Origin of the sequence: Roseateles sp. UC29_93, from assembly GCF_042695725.1 — a bacterium.
Classification (GTDB): domain Bacteria; phylum Pseudomonadota; class Gammaproteobacteria; order Burkholderiales; family Burkholderiaceae_C; genus Roseateles; species Roseateles noduli_A.
Genome location: NZ_CP170545.1, coordinates 633,813 through 649,372 on the forward strand (window position 1 = coordinate 633,813; position 15,560 = coordinate 649,372).

The 15,560-nt window shown below is 68.5% G+C and carries 12 protein-coding genes; 1 reads left to right on the forward strand and 11 read right to left on the reverse strand.

The annotated features are described in order from the left end of the window. Positions 1 to 132: 132 nt before the first annotated feature. Both ACFJIX_RS02900 and ACFJIX_RS02905 read right to left on the reverse strand, forming a co-directional pair. A complete protein-coding gene (locus ACFJIX_RS02900) occupies positions 133 to 1,113 on the reverse strand; it encodes a hypothetical protein (RefSeq protein WP_377157629.1) in 981 nt (326 codons plus the stop codon). Between the two features lie 70 nt (positions 1,114 to 1,183). Beyond that, a complete protein-coding gene (locus tag ACFJIX_RS02905) occupies positions 1,184 to 2,869 on the reverse strand; it encodes a PQQ-binding-like beta-propeller repeat protein (protein WP_377157631.1) in 1,686 nt (561 codons plus the stop codon). 303 nt (positions 2,870 to 3,172) lie between these two features. Between ACFJIX_RS02905 and ACFJIX_RS02910 the strand changes: the two genes are divergently transcribed. Then, positions 3,173 to 3,922 carry a carbonic anhydrase gene (locus ACFJIX_RS02910; protein WP_377157632.1) on the forward strand — a complete coding sequence of 250 codons (750 nt, stop codon included), beginning with the start codon at positions 3,173 to 3,175 and terminating at the stop codon, positions 3,920 to 3,922. A 61-nt stretch (positions 3,923 to 3,983) separates the two neighbouring features. Here the strand turns inward: ACFJIX_RS02910 and ACFJIX_RS02915 are convergent, their stop codons facing one another. The 9 genes from ACFJIX_RS02915 to ACFJIX_RS02955 all read right to left on the reverse strand — a co-directional run bounded on the left by ACFJIX_RS02915 (position 3,984) and on the right by ACFJIX_RS02955 (position 15,502). After that, positions 3,984 to 5,114, reverse strand: a complete 1,131-nt coding sequence (locus ACFJIX_RS02915) for an acyl-CoA dehydrogenase family protein (RefSeq protein ID WP_377157633.1) — start codon at positions 5,112 to 5,114, stop codon at positions 3,984 to 3,986. A gap of 2 nt (positions 5,115 to 5,116) precedes the next feature. Continuing rightward, entirely contained in the window at positions 5,117 to 6,541 is a 1,425-nt protein-coding gene (locus ACFJIX_RS02920; RefSeq protein ID WP_377157634.1) for a hypothetical protein, read from the reverse strand. A gap of 100 nt (positions 6,542 to 6,641) precedes the next feature. Further along, entirely contained in the window at positions 6,642 to 7,310 is a 669-nt protein-coding gene (locus tag ACFJIX_RS02925) for an SDR family oxidoreductase (protein ID WP_377157635.1), read from the reverse strand. Positions 7,311 to 7,321: 11 nt separating this feature from the next. Next, the gene (locus ACFJIX_RS02930) at positions 7,322 to 8,500 is read right to left on the reverse strand and encodes an acetyl-CoA C-acyltransferase (RefSeq protein WP_377157637.1); all 1,179 of its coding nucleotides are present in this window, start codon (positions 8,498 to 8,500) and stop codon (positions 7,322 to 7,324) included. 67 nt (positions 8,501 to 8,567) lie between these two features. After that, positions 8,568 to 10,403, reverse strand: a complete 1,836-nt coding sequence (gene aceK, locus ACFJIX_RS02935) for a bifunctional isocitrate dehydrogenase kinase/phosphatase (protein WP_377157638.1) — start codon at positions 10,401 to 10,403, stop codon at positions 8,568 to 8,570. Between the two features lie 56 nt (positions 10,404 to 10,459). Then, positions 10,460 to 11,134, reverse strand: coding sequence for a carbonate dehydratase (gene can / locus ACFJIX_RS02940; RefSeq protein WP_377157639.1), 675 nt, complete (start codon positions 11,132 to 11,134; stop codon positions 10,460 to 10,462). 132 nt (positions 11,135 to 11,266) lie between these two features. Next, positions 11,267 to 12,445 carry an isovaleryl-CoA dehydrogenase gene (locus ACFJIX_RS02945; protein WP_377157640.1) on the reverse strand — a complete coding sequence of 393 codons (1,179 nt, stop codon included), beginning with the start codon at positions 12,443 to 12,445 and terminating at the stop codon, positions 11,267 to 11,269. A 264-nt stretch (positions 12,446 to 12,709) separates the two neighbouring features. Then, a complete protein-coding gene (locus ACFJIX_RS02950; protein WP_377157641.1) occupies positions 12,710 to 13,177 on the reverse strand; it encodes a DUF1854 domain-containing protein in 468 nt (155 codons plus the stop codon). Positions 13,178 to 13,195: 18 nt separating this feature from the next. Further along, positions 13,196 to 15,502, reverse strand: a complete 2,307-nt coding sequence (locus ACFJIX_RS02955; RefSeq protein WP_377157642.1) for an ABC transporter ATP-binding protein — start codon at positions 15,500 to 15,502, stop codon at positions 13,196 to 13,198. Between the last annotated feature and the right edge of the window lie 58 nt (positions 15,503 to 15,560).

Sequence of the window (15,560 nt, forward strand, 5' to 3'; positions counted from 1 at the left end):
TCGGCAGCGCCAGATCGATCGCCTGCACCTGCTTGCGCCACTCGTCCGACCAGAGCTCCGCCCGGGAGACGTCGCCGTCGTCGTTGCCGGCGTTGCGCAGGCCCAGGGCCTCGCCGGTCCTGGGCGAATGGATCAGCTGGCCGACGATGTCGTACTTCGCGTCCGACAGTAGCAGCCGGCGCGGCAGGTCCGGCTGGTCCAGCCGGACCGCGAAGACCGCGTCCCGGCCCTGGTGCTCGGCCAACACGAAGAGCTCCTGCTCATCGAGGCCGAAGCCGAGCGGCCACACGGCCGGCTCGTCCCGCGTGAAGCGCCACAGCGTGCGCCAGTCCCGCCGGACGGCGCGCGGGCGATGATCTCGTAGAGGCCGGCGTCCTCGCGGATGCCCACGCGCACGCGGTGCCGCGCGTCCGCGATCCACGTCCTCACGTCGCGCTCGGGGCCCTGCACCAACGTGCGCGCGCCCGTGGCGACATCCACCTGGAAGACCGCCGCCGACAGCGTCCCCGGCGGCGGCATTTCCAGCAGCACGTGTTTCCCGTCGGCGGGCATCCAGTCGATCACGCGATCCTGGAACTGCGAGGTCTTCACCGCGCCGGTCATGCTGCCCGACTGGGGCTCGGCCTTGGTCAGGTTGAAGACCTTGGAGCCGTCCGTGCGGATCGACACCAGCCGCGACTCCGTCGTCTCGACGAGGTCGCGCTGCGCGGCGAAGCGCACGCTGGCCAGCACGTGGTCCTGGCCGACCCAGCGGGCCCAGTTGAAGCGGAAGGTCTTGTTGTCGGTCGCGGCCAGCACCTTGGACGCGCCGCCGGCCACCTCGATCCGCGTCAGCGCGGTGCCGTCGCCGTGGTTGATCAGGGCCACCACCTGCCGGCCGTCCGGCGACAGCGAGAGTCCCGACAGCATCGGCACGCCGAAGGCTTCCAGCGGCAGGCGCGGCGGTGCCGCCACGACCGCAGCGGACGCTGCGGTCGTGGCGGCGCTGCTCGGCGCCGGCTCCCCGGCGGCCATGACCGCCATGACCGTCGATGAGCACGCCACCGTCAGCGTCAGCAGGGCGGCCACGCGAAGGCCCGCTCGCAGGCGGGCCGCAATCTTCCTGGACATCATGAGCACCACGCCTCCCAACGCGGAGGGAGGCGCGACGCGCGCCCCCGGCGGGCGCGAGTCTACAAGGCGCTCAGCGCAGGTTGAAGGTCTTCAAGGTCGTCAGCGGCTGCGCGCTGGCGGACTGCGCCAGCACCACCAGCACCCCCTCGCGGGTCAGGCCGAGCCAGCCTCCGTTCGGCGTGCGCCAGGCCACCTGACGCGTCGCGAGGTCCAGCGCCAGCGTCTGCTTGTCGGTGGACACGAACAGATGACTGTCGGTCAGCACCATCTGGCGCTGCCAGTAGCCGTCCGTCGATTCCATCGGCCAGGACCACAGCAGGGCGCCGTCGCTCAGCTGGCGGGCCTCCACCGCCTTCGTCTGCTGGTTGGACGCATAGACGATGCCGTGTGCCGTCACCGGGTGATCCATGAACTGGCCGGCGACATCCCAGCGCTGCGCGCCGGTGGCGCGGTCCACCACGGTCAGATGGTTGTCGACGACCTCGCCCGGTGCCATCTCGCGATGGCTCAGCAGCACGGCGCTCACGCCGTCGTCAGGCAGCACCGGCGCCTGGAAGGTGGCGAACTGGGTGAACTTCTGGTCTTCGCGCGTGGGGACGGGCTGCTCGGCGAGGATGCCGCCGTCGCTCAGCCGGAGCACGCGGTAGATGCCGCCCGCATTGATGTACACGAGGCCCGCCGTCGCGTCGACCGTCGGTCCCCATCCGATGTAGTTGACGTTGGCCACCCGGTCGGAGAGCACCGTGCTCCAGACCTGGCTCAGGTCCGCCGTGTTGAACGCGGTCACGTGGTTGACCTCGGGATCGACCGGCAGCAGCAGGCGATCGCCCGCCACCGTCCAGCCCGGATCGATCGTGGCGTAGGCCTGGCTGGTGTGATCGCCCAGGAGATCGCCGCTGGTGGTCGACGTCATCATCACCCGGCTGCGCCGCGTGCTCCAGAACAGCCGGTCGCCCGCGACCATCGCCTGCGTCGGCGCCATCGGCAGCGTCGCCGACCACAGGTCCTTGCCGTCCTGCAGGCCGATCACGGACGCGTTCGTCGTGGCCGCGCTGTCGGCCCGCAGCGTGGGCACCGCAATGCGACCCTGTCCCAGGCCCAGCGCCTCGCCCGGGATCGTCCCGCCGTACAACCACCGTGCCCAGCGCGCGCTGAACTTCGCCGGATCGAGCGTCAGCGGCGCATAGCCCGTGCGGGCCGAGGTCCCGCCGTAGCCGGCCCAGTCCGACTGGCCCGGGATCGCCGCCGGCAGCGTCGTCAGCGTGGGGGCGCCGCCGGTGCCGATCTCCAGCCGGTAACGCACCTTGTTCGGCACGTAGTTGGTGAGGATCTCGAAGAGCACGACGTTGATCTCGATCGTGCCGGTGTAGACGCCCGGCTGCAGCTGCGTCACGAAACCGACGCTGAGCTGCACGTCGCCGCTGGGCAGCACGTCGCGGTACACATGGTCCACGACACGGAGCGTCGCGTTGTTGTCCGGCACCTCGTTCCAGAGCGGTCGGACCGTGTTGATCCCGTCATGCCGCTTGGAGGCATAGATCTTGACGTCCGGGCACGAGGCGCCCGGCTCCGCGGGCTTGCAATCGGCCGTGTTCTGGCTGAGCGAATACGGGACCTTGGTCTCGTCCAGCAGGTTCCCGATCGCTTTCTCGACTGCGCCGCCGCAGCCGGACAGCATCACCGAGACCATCAGCGCCACGATTGGCGCGCACAGGTTTCCCAGGGCGGGCAGGCGCCGCCGCATCGTCGACAACATGAATCTCTCCCTGATCGAAGGCGGCGCCCGATGCCCTCGTCGAGGGTCAGGTCTTGTCGCCAGCGCGCCGGAATCTACGTCCCCCGTCGCTCCCAGGCAAGCCAGTCCGAAGGGGGATCGGGAAAACGCCAAGATCCCTGCGGACGAAACCGCCCCCCTCCAAGAAGTTCGGCGATATGCACACGCGTTCGCAGGCAAGTCGCCACATTCAACGCTTTCATAACGTTTTGCTCACAGGTCGAACGCTACGCTGGCAACTTTTCCACTGAGTGCTGCCGTTCCAGCCCTGCCCCGAGAGTCCTCATGTCCCTACACACCCGCGTCCTGCTCGCCGCCCTGTCGGCCGGTCTCCTGTCGTCCACCTTGCCCGCCGCCGCGGCGTCGCACTGGGAATACACCGGCGACAAGGGCGCCGCGCATTGGGGCGAAATCGATCCGTCATTCGCCGCCTGCGCCTCGGGCCATGAGCAGAGTCCGATCAACATCGTCAAGACGGTGAAGGCGGCGCTGCCCGCCCTCGCCTTCCATTACGGCAACGCCGCGCCGACGATCTGGAACAACGGCCACACGGTGCAGGTGAACCTGCCGGCCGGCAACACGCTGGAGGTCGGCGGGCAGAGCTACGAACTGCTGCAGTTCCACTTCCACACGCCGAGCGAGGAGCACATCCAGGGCAAGTCCCTGCCGATGGTGGCGCACTTCGTGCACAGGAACGCGGCGGGCGAACTCGGCGTGGTGGCGGTGCTGATCCGCGCGGGACGCTCGAATGCGGCGTGGGACTCGGTGTTCCAGCACCTGCCGCGCGTGGGCGAGAAGATCACCGTGGATGAGTGGTCGCTGGACCTGGGCGCCCTGCTGCCGAAGTCGCTGGGTTACTACGACTTCGCCGGCTCGCTGACCACGCCGCCCTGTTCGGAGGGTGTGCGCTGGATGGTGCTGAAGGAACCGGTGACGCTGTCGTCGCGCCAGATCGCCGCGTTCCGCCAGTTGGTCGGCCGGAATGCGCGGCCGGTGCAGGCGCTGAACGCGCGGGTGGTCCAGGAAAGCGAGTGAGCCGGCGCGCGGCGCCGCACGCACGACGAGGGCGCGAGCGCGGGCCGGCTCGCCGGCCGGCTCAGCCGAGCGCGCGTCCGATCAGGATCTTCTGCACCTCGGACGTGCCTTCGTAGATCTGCGTCACGCGGACGTCGCGGTAGATGCGCTCGACCGGGAAGTCGCTGACGTAGCCGTAGCCACCGTGGACCTGGATCGCGGCGGAGCAGACGCGTTCCGCCATCTCGCTGGCGAAGAGCTTGGCCATCGCGGCCTCCTTCAGGCAGGGCTGGCCAGCGTCCTTCAGCGCGGCGGCGTGCCAGATCAGCTGGCGCGCGGCCTCGATCTGCGTGGCCATGTCGGCGAGCTTGTGCTGCATGGCCTGGTGCTCGAAGATCGGCACGCCGAAGGCGACGCGCTCCTTGCTGTAGCGCAGCGCCGCCTCGAAGGCCGCGCGCGCCATGCCCACCGACTGCGACGCGATGCCGATGCGGCCGCCTTCCAGCCCCGACAGCGCGATCTTCAGCCCCTGCCCTTCCTCGCCGATCCGGTTGGCGGCGGGCACGCGGCAGTTCTCGAACAGGATCTGCGCCGTGTCGCTGGCGTGCTGGCCCATCTTGTCCTCGATGCGCGCCACGATGTAGCCGGGCGTGTTCGTGGGAACGAGGAAGGCCGAGATGCCCTTCTTCCCCGCGGCCTTGTCGGTCACCGCCATCACGATGGCGACGTCGCCGTTCTTGCCGCTGGTGATGAACTGCTTGACGCCGTTGAGGACGTACTCGCCGCCATCCAGCACGGCGGTCGTCTTCAGGCCGCCGGCCTCGGAGCCCACATGCGGCTCGGTCAGGCAGAACGCGCCCAGCATGTCGCCGCGCGCCAGCGGCTTGAGGAAGCGCTGCTTCTGGTCCTCGTTGCCGAAGGCCATCAGGATGCTGCACACCGGGCAGTTGTTGACGCTCACCACGGTGGAGGTCGCGCCGTCCCCGGCGCCGATCTCTTCCAGGATGATCGCCAGCGCCAGGTAGTCCAGGCCCGCGCCGTCGTACTCGGTCGGCACGGCCACGCCGTAGCAGCCCAGCGCGGCCAGGCCCTTGAGCTCCTCGGCGGGGAATTGGTGGGACTTGTCCCACGCGGCCGCCTTCGGTGCGATCTGGTCTTGCACGTAGGCGCGGACGGCGTCCTGCACGGCGCGGTGGTCTTCGGAAAGCAGCATGGTCAGCTCTTGGTCGGAGAGGGATCGGGGGTGGATCCCGTGACGGTGGCGGCGCTCGTGGCGCCGGGGGGAATGCGGTAGCGGAGCGTGTCCTGGTTCGACACCGTCGACCAGGGGCGCGCGACGATGTGGTCGCCGTCGACGGCGAGGCGCTCGCGCAGGCGGGCGTCCATGGGTTGCCGGGCCAGCCAGGCGGGGCGCTTCGCGGGTTCGACAGCTCCAGCCGACAGCGCGAGGCGGGCGGCTTCGTTCAGCAGCATCAGGGAGGCCTGCTTGCGGGCGTAGTGCGGATAGCTCGACGCGCTGACCGAGACCAGCATCCCGCCGATCGAGTTGCGCCACGGCACGCCGAGCACCCACTGCGAGGCCAGATCCGGCTGCCAGTCAAGCAGCGTCAGCGGGCCTTCACCGGCTTTCCGCCGCGCTTCTTCCCACTGCGCATCCATCAGGTGCTGCGTCGCGTGGGGCATCGTCCAGAACTGGGGCTCGCAGCGCAAGGTCGTGGTCGACGGCGCGGCATGGGGATTCACGCCCTCGTCGATGCAGGCGATCTCACGGATGGACTCCCGACCGAACTGGGACTCGCTCCGGATCCAGATGGACGCGTCGAGCGCCTGCGCCGGAAGCGGCCGCAGCACCGCGTGCAGATCGGAGCCTGCCTTTGGATGACGTGCGGCCAGATCGGTGATGACGCGCCAGTGGATCCGCGCCATCGCGCCGGAGACACCGATGCCGATCAACGTGCGCGTGCCCGCGAGCATCGCGCCGGACAAGGCCTCGGCCTGCCTGGCGAAGCCCAGCATCGCGGCGGTGTCGCCCGACTCACCCGCGAGAGCGGCGCGCACCTCGAGCCAGCGCAGGCAATTCACCGTCGAGTGCCACTGCAGCCCGGTCGCGCGACGCGAGTAACTGTCGCCGGCCGTCTTGAGTTCCGCGCGCGGCGTGATCATCGGTTCTTCGAGGGTCACGCCCGCACGGGCCACGCCTTCGCAGCGACGGCCGATGTCGGCGTGAGCGTCGATCAGCGCACGCAACCCCGTGGCTTCGCGCGTCCAGACGGCCACGCAATCCTGTGTCTGCGCGTCGCATTGCCACGCGTCGGTGGCCGGACTGCGCTCCGCGGTCGAGGGCCACTGCCGCGGCGCAGGTGGCTCGCGCAGATCGATCTCGCCAGCGTCGATCACGGCCCAGCGCTTGACGCCTTCCGCGTGCGGATCGTCGCTCGCGGCCGTCAGGCCGATCAACGCAAAGAACGCGTTGCGCTCAGGCGGCAGCGTCGGCGCCGGCACGCGCAGCGCCTCCGGCACCGGACGCGGCGCGTCATCGACCAGCCGGTTGTTGAACGCCGCCCAGGCCGCCGCGAGCGTGACCACGCCCAGCAGGCAGCCGCCCAGGATCTTCAGCGTCACGCGAGCCCACCGCTTCATCGTTCTCTCCCTGAATCTTGATCTGTGGTCAGCGAGTATCGGACGACCGCAGCCCTCGCCCCTGCCCTCCCCCGCAAGCGGGAGAGGGAGGACGAGCGCGTCACCAGGGCAGCGGGCTGCCGTCGTAGTTGAAGAACGCGCCGTTGTCGCCCGGCTTCAGTCCGTCGAGCACGCCGCGCAGGCTGGATGCGCTGGTGGCGACGTCGATGTCGGCCTCCTGCCCGCCCATGTCGGTCTTGACCCAGCCCGGGTGCAGGCTGACGCAGATCGCGCGGCCGTCGAGCGTCAGCGCGACGTCCTTCATCACCGAGTTCACCGCCGCCTTCGACGCGCGGTAGACCCAGCCCGCCGAATTCGCGCGCAGCGTCAGCGATCCCATCCGCGAGGACAGGATGCCGATGCGCGCGTCCGGCGCCAGCGCGTCCAGCAGCTGCGGCAGCACGCGCATCGGGCCCAGCACGTTGGTGTGCATGACGGCGTCGAAGTCCGCCTGGCTCGGCGGCTGCAGGCCGATGGTCTTCGGGCCGTAGAGGCCGGCCACGTACATGACGCGGTTGAACTGGTAGCCGTCGAGCTGCCAGGCCAGGCCGGCGATGCTGACCACGTCGGACACCTCGAGCTTGATCGCCGTCGCGCCGAGCGCGCGCAGCTTCTCCAGGCTGGCGTCGTCTCGCGCCGTCGCGACGACGGTGTCGCCGCGCTCGCGGTGCTGCTTCACGAGCTCGAGGCCGATGCCCCGCGAGGCGCCGATGATGAGGACTTGCGTCATCCGGTCCGTCCTCAGATCAGCTCGACGCCGACGGCGGTCGCTTCACCGCCGCCGATGCACAGCGCCGCGACGCCGCGCTTCAGGCCGCGATGCTTCAGCGCGCCCAGCAGCGTCACCAGGATGCGGGCACCCGACGCGCCGATCGGATGACCCAGCGCCACGGCGCCGCCGTTGACGTTGACGATCTCGTGCGGCAGCTTGAACTCGGCCATCGCGGCCATCGTCACCGCAGCGAAGGCCTCGTTGACTTCCCACAGGTCGACGCTCTTCGCGTCCCACTGGTTCTTGGCCAGCAGCTTCTGGATCGCGCCGACCGGCGCGGTCGTGAACCACTCCGGCGCGTTCGCATGCACCGCGGTGCCGACGATGCGTGCCACCGGCTTCACGCCCAGCTTGTTGGCGGTCGACTCGCGCATCAGCACCATCGCGGCGGCGCCGTCGGAGATCGACGACGAGGTCGCGGCCGTGATCGAGCCGTCCTTCTTGAACGCCGGCTTCAGCGTCGGGATCTTGTCGAGCTTGGCCTTGAAGGGCTGCTCGTCGCGCGAGATCACCGTGTCGCCGCCCTTGCCGGCGATCGTCACCGGCGCGATCTCCCACGCGAAGCTGCCGTCCTCGTTGGCGCGCTTGGAGCGCTCCGTCGACGCGATGGCGAACTGGTCCTGCGCCTCGCGCGTGAAGGCGTACTTGTCGACGCACTGCTCGGCGAAGACGCCCATGGCCTTGCCGCGCTCGTAGGCATCTTCCAGGCCGTCCAGCGCCATGTGGTCGTACATCTGCGCGGCGCCGTACTTCACGCCCTTGCGCGCGAACATCAGGTGCGGCGCGTTGGTCATGGATTCCATGCCGCCGGCGATCAGGATGTCGGCGCTTTCGGCCTTCAGCGTGTCGTGCGCGAACATGGTCGCGCGCATGCCGGCGCCGCACATCTTGGACAGCGTCACCGCGCCGACCGACTGCGGCAGGCCCGCCTTCAGCACGGCCTGGCGCGCCGGGGCCTGGCCCTGGCCGGCCATCAGGCAGTTGCCGAGGAAGGCTTCCTCGATCGAATCGGTCGGGATGCCGGCGCGCTCGACGGCCGCCTTGATGGCGACGGCGCCCAGCTCCCACGCGGCCAGGCCGGCGAAGTCGCCCAGCAGGCCGCCGATCGGCGTGCGGGCGGCGGAAACGATGACGATGGAATCGGACATGGGGGTCTCCTTCAAAGAAATCAGGGAATGCGCCGGCAACGATGGAGGCGAGGGGCGCGGTCGGTGATCAGTGGATCGGAAGCTCGCGGTCCTGCGACTCCGGCACCCTCAGGGCCGGGGCGACGTCGCGGACGTGGAAGCGCTTGTGCGGGTCGTACGGGAACACGTCCTCGACGTGCCCCGCCAGGATGCGTTCCTTGTGGGTCTGCCAGAACGCGGGATCGAGCAGGTCGGCGTGGTGCGCCATGAAGACGTCGCGCACGCCCGGATGGCCGAGCAGGAAAGGCCCGAAGGTCTCGGGGAACACGTCGTGCTTGTTCACCGTGTACCAGACCTCGCCCGACATTTCGTCTTCCTCGTTGCGGGCCTCGGGCACCTTGCGGAAGTTGCAGTCGGTCAGGTATTCGATCTCGTCGTAGTCGTAGAACACGACCTTGCCGTGGCGCGTCACGCCGAAGTTCTTCCACAGCATGTCGCCCGGGAAGATGTTGGCCGCCACCAGGTCCTTGATCGCGTTGCCGTACTCGACCACCGCATGCGCCAGCTGCGCCGGCGACGCCTCCTGCAGGTAGATGTTGAGCGGCACCATGCGGCGCTCGATGTAGAGGTGCTTGAGGACCAGGTCGTCGCCGGTCTCCTCCAGCAGCGAGGGGCAGAAGTGCTTCAGTTCCGCCACCAGCTCGTCCTCGAAGCGGTTGCGCGGGAAGGCGACGCGCGTGTACTCCAGCGTGTCGGCCATGCGCCCGACGCGGTCGTGCTGCTTCACCAGCAGGTACTTGGACTGGATCTGCTCGCGCGTCGTGTCCTTCTGCGGCGGGTAGAAGTCCTTGATGACCTTGAAGACGAAGGGATACGACGGCAGGTCGAAGACCAGCATCACCATGCCCTTGATGCCGGGCGCGATGCGGAACTTGTCGCTGCTGTGGCGCAGGTGGTTGAGGAAGTCCCGGTAGAAGAGGTTCTTGCCCTGCTTCTGCAAACCGAGCGTCGCGTAGATCTCCGAGCGCGGCTTGCGCGGCATCAGCGAGCGCAGGAACTGCACGTAGGCGCTGGGCACTTCCATGTCGACGAGGAAGTAGGCCCGCGCGAAGCTGAACAGCATCTGCAGCTCGTCCTCGCCGAACAGCGCGGCGTCGATGTAGAGCCGACGCTCGCCCGAGGGATCGGTCGTGCCGTCGGCCGACTCCTTGTGCAGGATGGGCAGCGCGAACGGCGTCTCGGTGAAGCCGTTGATGATCTTGCCGACGATGTAGGCGCCCTTGTTGCGGAAGAACAGCGAGGACAGCACCTGCACCTGGAAGTTGGTCCGCCAGCGGAAGGCGCCGAGCTCCTGGCCGGCGGCCTTCAGCACCAGGTCGATGTCGCGGCCGAGGTCCTCGAACTCCAGCGCCAGCTGGAAGTTGAAGACGATGCGCATGAAGGTCTCGCGCAGCGTGTCCTGCGAGGGGTAGTAGCAGCGGTAGGTCGGCTGCGCGGCCGGTTCCTCGTTCTCGATGAACTCGGTGGAGATCGCCGGCCGGACGAAGATGAACTCGTTGTGGAAGTAGCTGTGGTGGAGGATGCGCGTCGTGACCGAATTGAAGAAGGTCTCGGCGAGCTCCGGCCGCAGGTGCTTGGTCAGCAGGCCGATGTAGTGCAGCTTGACCTGCTGCCAGACCTCGCTGGGCAGCTCGCTGGTGCGGAAGCGTTGTTCCAGCTCGATGACGGCCTCGTCGACACGCAGGTCGTAGAACTCGATGCGCTCGCGCTGCGCGCGCTGCTGGCCGTGCCAGTCGGCCTGCTCGAAGCGCTGCTTGGCGGTCGCGGACGCGGCGCGGAACAGGCGGTAGTGCTTGTCGAAGCCCGCGAGCATCGCCTGGGCGATCTCGAACGCGCGCGGATCGTTGAGCTCGTGGGGGAACATGGCGTCTTGCTCCGTCCCGATCGTGTCCGTTGTATCCGCGCGGAGGCCGTCCGGGCTCAGCGGCCCATGGCCGCCTCGTAGCGGCGGTGCAATGCCTCGAGGGCGCTGCGGTAGGCGGGACCGACGTCCTCGGCCTTCCCGACGGTGATGCTCAGGTCCTTCAGCAGGCCGTTGTGCAGGCCGTAGACCCAGCCATGCACGGCGACCGACTGCCCGCGCGCCCAGGCGTCCTGGACCACGGTGGTCTGGCAGGCGTTGCGGGCCTGCTCCAGCACATTGAGCTCGCACAGCGCATTGGCGCGCTGGTCGGCGGCCACCTGGTCCAGCCATTCCTGGTGGTGGTTGCGCACGTCCTGGACGTGACGCAGCCAGTTGTCCACCAGGCCGACCCGCAGGTCCTCCAGCGCCGCGCGCACGCCGCCGCAGTTGCTGTGGCCGACGATGATGATGTGCTGGACCTTCAGCTGGTCCACGGCGAACTGCATGACCGACAGGCAGTTCAGGTCCGAATGGACCACGACGTTCGCGACGTTGCGGTGGACGAAGAGCTCGCCCGGCAGCAGGTCCACCAGCTCATTGGCCGGGACCCGGCTGTCCGCGCAGCCGATCCACAGGTATTGCGGCGTCTGCTGCTTCAGCAAGCGCGAGAAGAAGCCGGGCGACTGTTCTTCAGTCGCGGTGGCCCAGCGCTTGTTGTTGTCCAGCAGGTCTTGCAGTTCGTTCGTACTCATGACCAGCATTGTCGCGTCACATGGCGTGACAGTAGCGAATGCGGCTTTCCAACCAAGCGGCACCCATGGAACTGGCTCTGCCAGGCCATCGGGTGCGCCCCCTCGGGGGGCCGGCGAAGCCGGTAGGGGGGGTCACATTGTCTCGGCGAAGAGCTCGCGGCCGATCAGCATGCGCCGGATCTCGGACGTGCCCGCGCCGATTTCGTAGAGCTTCGCGTCACGCCAGAGGCGGCCCAGCGGGTACTCGTTGATGTAGCCGTTGCCGCCGAAGATCTGGATGCCTTCGCCGGCCATCCAGGTGGCCTTCTCGGCGCACCAGAGGATGACGGACGCGCAGTCCTTGCGCACCTGGCGGACATGGGCGCCATCGAGGGCGTCCAGGTTCTTGCCCACGGTGTAGCAGAACGCGCGGGCGGCCTGCAGCACGGTGTACATGTCGGCGACCTTGCCCTGGATCAGCTGGAACTCGCCGATCGACTGGCCGAACTGCTTGCGGTCGTGGATGTAGGGGACGACGTTGTCCATCACCGCCTGCATGATGCCGATCGGACCGGCGGCCAGCACGGCGCGTTCGTAGTCCAGGCCCGACATCAGCACCTTGGTGCCGCCGCCGACCTGACCCAGCACGTTCTCGGCCGGGACCTCGACGTCCTGGAACACCAGCTCGCCGGTGTGGCTGCCGCGCATGCCGAGCTTGTCCAGCTTCTGCGCGATCGAGAAGCCCTTCATGCCCTTCTCGATCAGGAAAGCGGTCATGCCGCGGGCGCCGAGCTCCGGCTCGGTCTTGGCATAGACGACCAGCGTGTCCGCGTCGGGACCGTTGGTGATCCACATCTTGTTGCCGTTGAGGACGTAGTAGCCGCCCTTGTCCTCCGCGCGGAGCTTCATCGACACGACGTCGGAGCCGGCGCCGGGTTCGCTCATCGCCAACGCGCCGACGTGTTCGCCGGAGATCAGCTTGGGCAGGTACCTCTGCTTCTGGGCCTCGGTGCCGTTGCGCTTGATCTGGTTGACGCACAGGTTGCTGTGGGCGCCGTAGCTCAGGCCGACCGAGGCGCTGGCGCGGCTGATCTCCTCCATCGCCACCATGTGGGCGAGGTAGCCCATCGCGGCGCCGCCGTACTCCTCGGGCACGGTGATGCCCAGGACGCCGACGTCGCCCATCTTGCGCCACAGGTCCATCGGGAACTGGTCGCTGCGATCGATCTCCGCGGCGCGGGGGGCGATCTCGGCTTGCGCGAACTCGCGCACTGCGTCGCGCAGGGCGTCGATGTCCTCGCCGAGGTGGAAGTTCAGACCGGGCAGGCTCATGGGTTTGTCTCCTCGACCGCCTCCGCGGACGCCTCTCCGGGCGGCCGCTGGGCTGTTCGTCTTACGTTTACGTAAACGTCAATTGTAGGGCAGGACTCCCCGCCGGCAAGCTTCGCAGAAATGCGTAAGTAGCGTCCCGCCCTCCGCAGTCGGGCTCGGTGGATCGGGCCTCGGGAAGCCGGGCCGCCCCCGGCGATTTAGCGGAGCCTGCCGAGCGTATGAGCCGGGGGCGGCCCGGCTTCCCGAGGCTGCGCTCGGTAGACGTCAGAGGAAGCGTTCGAGCAACTTGCGCGAATGCCGATCCAGCGCAAACCGGTCCGGCACCAGGAAGTGCAGCCCGTGGGAGCTGGCGATCAGCAGCCGCCCTTCCCCGATGCGCCGGATGTCTTCCTCGCTCTTGAGGATGAACCCGGTCGTGCCGCGGTCCGTCTCGACGGTCCATTGGGACGGCGTCGAGAAGGTCGAGACGTCCAGCAGCTTCAGCACCGTCGGCGTCATCTCGCGATGCGCGAGTTCATCCTGGAGCAGCTCGCGCTGGACCTGCGGCAGATCGGCGATCCGGTCGATCCAGGCGATCTCATGCCCGTCGGTGCCGACCAGCGACAGGCCCTCATCGGGCGCGCTCAGCGGGTGGGCCCGCACGGGCGTGACGTTGTCGTGGGTCTGGCCCGCGGCGTCGACCAGCATCAGCCGGCCGTAGGCATTGCGCGCCAGGGTCTGGATGTTGTTCATGAAGGCACCTCGGCGCGATCAGGCCTGCGTGGCCGTGTGGACATTGACGTTGGGCGCGACGACAACCACGTTGTCCTGCTCCTCCGCATCGACGCGGCGGGCCTGCGCTTCCCACAGGCGCCAGTAGGCGCCCTGCTTGGCGATGAGCTCGTCGTGCGGCCCGACCTCGACGATCTCGCCGCGGTCCATGACCACCAGCCGGTCGGCCTTGCGCAGCGTCGACAGCCGGTGGGCGATCGCGATCGTCGTGCGGCCGCGCACCAGGTTGTCCAACGCCTTCTGGATCTCCTTCTCCGTCTCCGTGTCCACGGCCGAAGTGGCCTCGTCCATGATCAGGATGCGCGGGTCGATCAGCAGCGCGCGCGCGATCGAGATCCGCTGGCGCTCGCCGCCGGACAAGCCCTGCCCCCGCTCGCCGACCAGCGAGTCGTAGCCCTGCGGCAGCCGCAGGATGAATTCATGCGCATGCGCGGCGCGGGCCGCGGCGACGATCTCGTCGCGCGTCGCCTCCGGCTTGCCGTAGGCGATGTTCTCCGCGATCGTGCCGAAGAACAGGAAGGGTTCCTGCAGCACCAGCCCGATGTGACGGCGGAAGTCCGACAGCCTGAAGCGCCGCAGGTCGACGCCGTCGAGCTTGATCGCCCCCTCGGTCACGTCGTAGAAGCGGCAGATCAGGTTGACCATCGTGCTCTTGCCCGAGCCGCTGTGCCCGACCAGACCGATCATCTCGCCCGGCTTGATCACCAGGTTGAGGTCGCGGATCACCGTCCGGTTGCCGTAGCGGAAGCCGATGTCCTGCAGCGACAGCTCGCCCTCGACCTTGTCCAGCACCACCGGCTGCGTCGGCTCCGGCACGTTGGAATGGTGATCGAGGATGTCGAAGATCCGCTTCGCGCCCGAGGCCGCCTTCTGCGTCACCGACACGATCCGGCTCATCGAATCCAGCCGCCCGTAGAAGCGCCCGATGTAGGCCAGGAAGGCGGTCAAGGTCCCGACGGTGATCTGCGCGTGCGCGATCAGCCAGATGCCGAAGGCCCAGACGACCAGCAGGCCGATCTCGGTCAGCAGCGAGACGCTGGGCGTGAACAGGCTCCAGGTCTTGTTCAGCCGGTCGTTGACGACCAGGTTGTGCTTGTTGGCGTTGCGGAAGCGCTCGGCCTCGCGGCGTTCCTGGGCGAAGGCCTTGACCACGCGGATGCCGGGGATGGTGTCCGCCAGCACCGAGGTCACCTCGCCCCAGACGCGGTCGATCTTCTCGAAACCGGTGCGCAGCTTGTCCCGCACCAGGTGGATCAGCCACGCGATGAAGGGCAGCGGCACCAGCGTGGCCAGCGCCAGCCACGGGTTCGTGTGGAACAGGATCACCGTGATCATCGCCAGCATCAGGCAGTCGGTGATGAAGTCCAGCGCGTGCAGCGACAGGAACACGCTGATCCGGTCCGTCTCCGAGCCGATGCGGCTCATCAGGTCGCCGGTGCGCTTGGAGCCGAAGTACTCCAGCGACAGCCCCAGCAGGTGGTCGAAGGTCGCCGTGCGCAGATCCGCGGCGATGCGCTCGGACACCAGCGCCAGGATGTAGGTCTTGGCCCAGCCCAGGATCCAGGACACGATCGCCGCCCCGAACAGCCCGCCCAGGTACATGACCACCAGGCTGGTGTCGATCTGCTTGCCTTGCTGGAACGGGATCAGGACGTCGTCCATCAGCGGCATCGCCAGGTAGGGCGCCACCAGCGTCGCCCCGGTCGCGCCCAGCATCAGCAGGAAGCCCAGCAACAGCTGACCCCGGTAAGGACCGGCGAAGCGCCACAGCCGCAGCAGCACCCAGGTCGACGGCGGCGTGTGCAGCTCGCGGGCGCAGGAGGGGCACTCCTCGCTGTCCTCCGGCAGGACGGCCTGGCAGCTCGGGCAGAGCTCGGGCTCCTCGTCCAGGCGGGCCTCGACCTCGTCGCGGCGGTTGAACGCGTCCTGGAAGCGCTGGGCCTGCAGGTTGGCCTTCATCGTGAAGCGCCACTGCGCCAGCCGGCCGTCGGTGTCGACCAGCTCCAGCGTGCCCAGCCCGGCGTGGTCGGACAGCACCAGCCGCAGGTCCGGCGTCAGCGGCCACTCCCGCAAGACCGGGGCGCCGGGGTCATCCTCGGACGCTTCCAGGGACAGCAGCCGTTGATCCGTGAGTCGCAGACCGCCCGCCGAGAAGCGCAAACGCCCGTCCAGGTCAACCTCGAGCGAGGCCCGGACGTTCTCGCCACGCCGCAGGCGTGTTTCGAAAGCCTCGGCGGCCGGAACGCCGCCGGCACCGGCCGACGCGACAGGATGTGAATGCTGCATTTGTGATTCTTCTGGCGATCCGCGAAACAGGAGATTCTCGGGAGATTTCCCCGGGACA

Bases quoted from the DNA above. Each gene is read 5' to 3' on its own strand.
- ACFJIX_RS02915 (WP_377157633.1), bottom strand. From the start codon at position 5,114: ATGCTGCTTTCCGAAGACCACCGCGCCGTGCAGGACGCCGTCCGCGCC.
- ACFJIX_RS02955 (WP_377157642.1), bottom strand. From the start codon at position 15,502: ATGCAGCATTCACATCCTGTCGCGTCGGCCGGTGCCGGCGGCGTTCCG.
- ACFJIX_RS02950 (WP_377157641.1), bottom strand. From the start codon at position 13,177: ATGAACAACATCCAGACCCTGGCGCGCAATGCCTACGGCCGGCTGATG.
- ACFJIX_RS02925 (WP_377157635.1), bottom strand. From the start codon at position 7,310: ATGACGCAAGTCCTCATCATCGGCGCCTCGCGGGGCATCGGCCTCGAG.
- ACFJIX_RS02920 (WP_377157634.1), bottom strand. From the start codon at position 6,541: ATGAAGCGGTGGGCTCGCGTGACGCTGAAGATCCTGGGCGGCTGCCTG.
- ACFJIX_RS02945 (WP_377157640.1), bottom strand. From the start codon at position 12,445: ATGAGCCTGCCCGGTCTGAACTTCCACCTCGGCGAGGACATCGACGCC.
- aceK (WP_377157638.1), bottom strand. From the start codon at position 10,403: ATGTTCCCCCACGAGCTCAACGATCCGCGCGCGTTCGAGATCGCCCAG.
- ACFJIX_RS02930 (WP_377157637.1), bottom strand. From the start codon at position 8,500: ATGTCCGATTCCATCGTCATCGTTTCCGCCGCCCGCACGCCGATCGGC.
- can (WP_377157639.1), bottom strand. From the start codon at position 11,134: ATGAGTACGAACGAACTGCAAGACCTGCTGGACAACAACAAGCGCTGG.
- ACFJIX_RS02910 (WP_377157632.1), top strand. From the start codon at position 3,173: ATGTCCCTACACACCCGCGTCCTGCTCGCCGCCCTGTCGGCCGGTCTC.
- ACFJIX_RS02900 (WP_377157629.1), bottom strand. From the start codon at position 1,113: ATGATGTCCAGGAAGATTGCGGCCCGCCTGCGAGCGGGCCTTCGCGTG.
- ACFJIX_RS02905 (WP_377157631.1), bottom strand. From the start codon at position 2,869: ATGTTGTCGACGATGCGGCGGCGCCTGCCCGCCCTGGGAAACCTGTGC.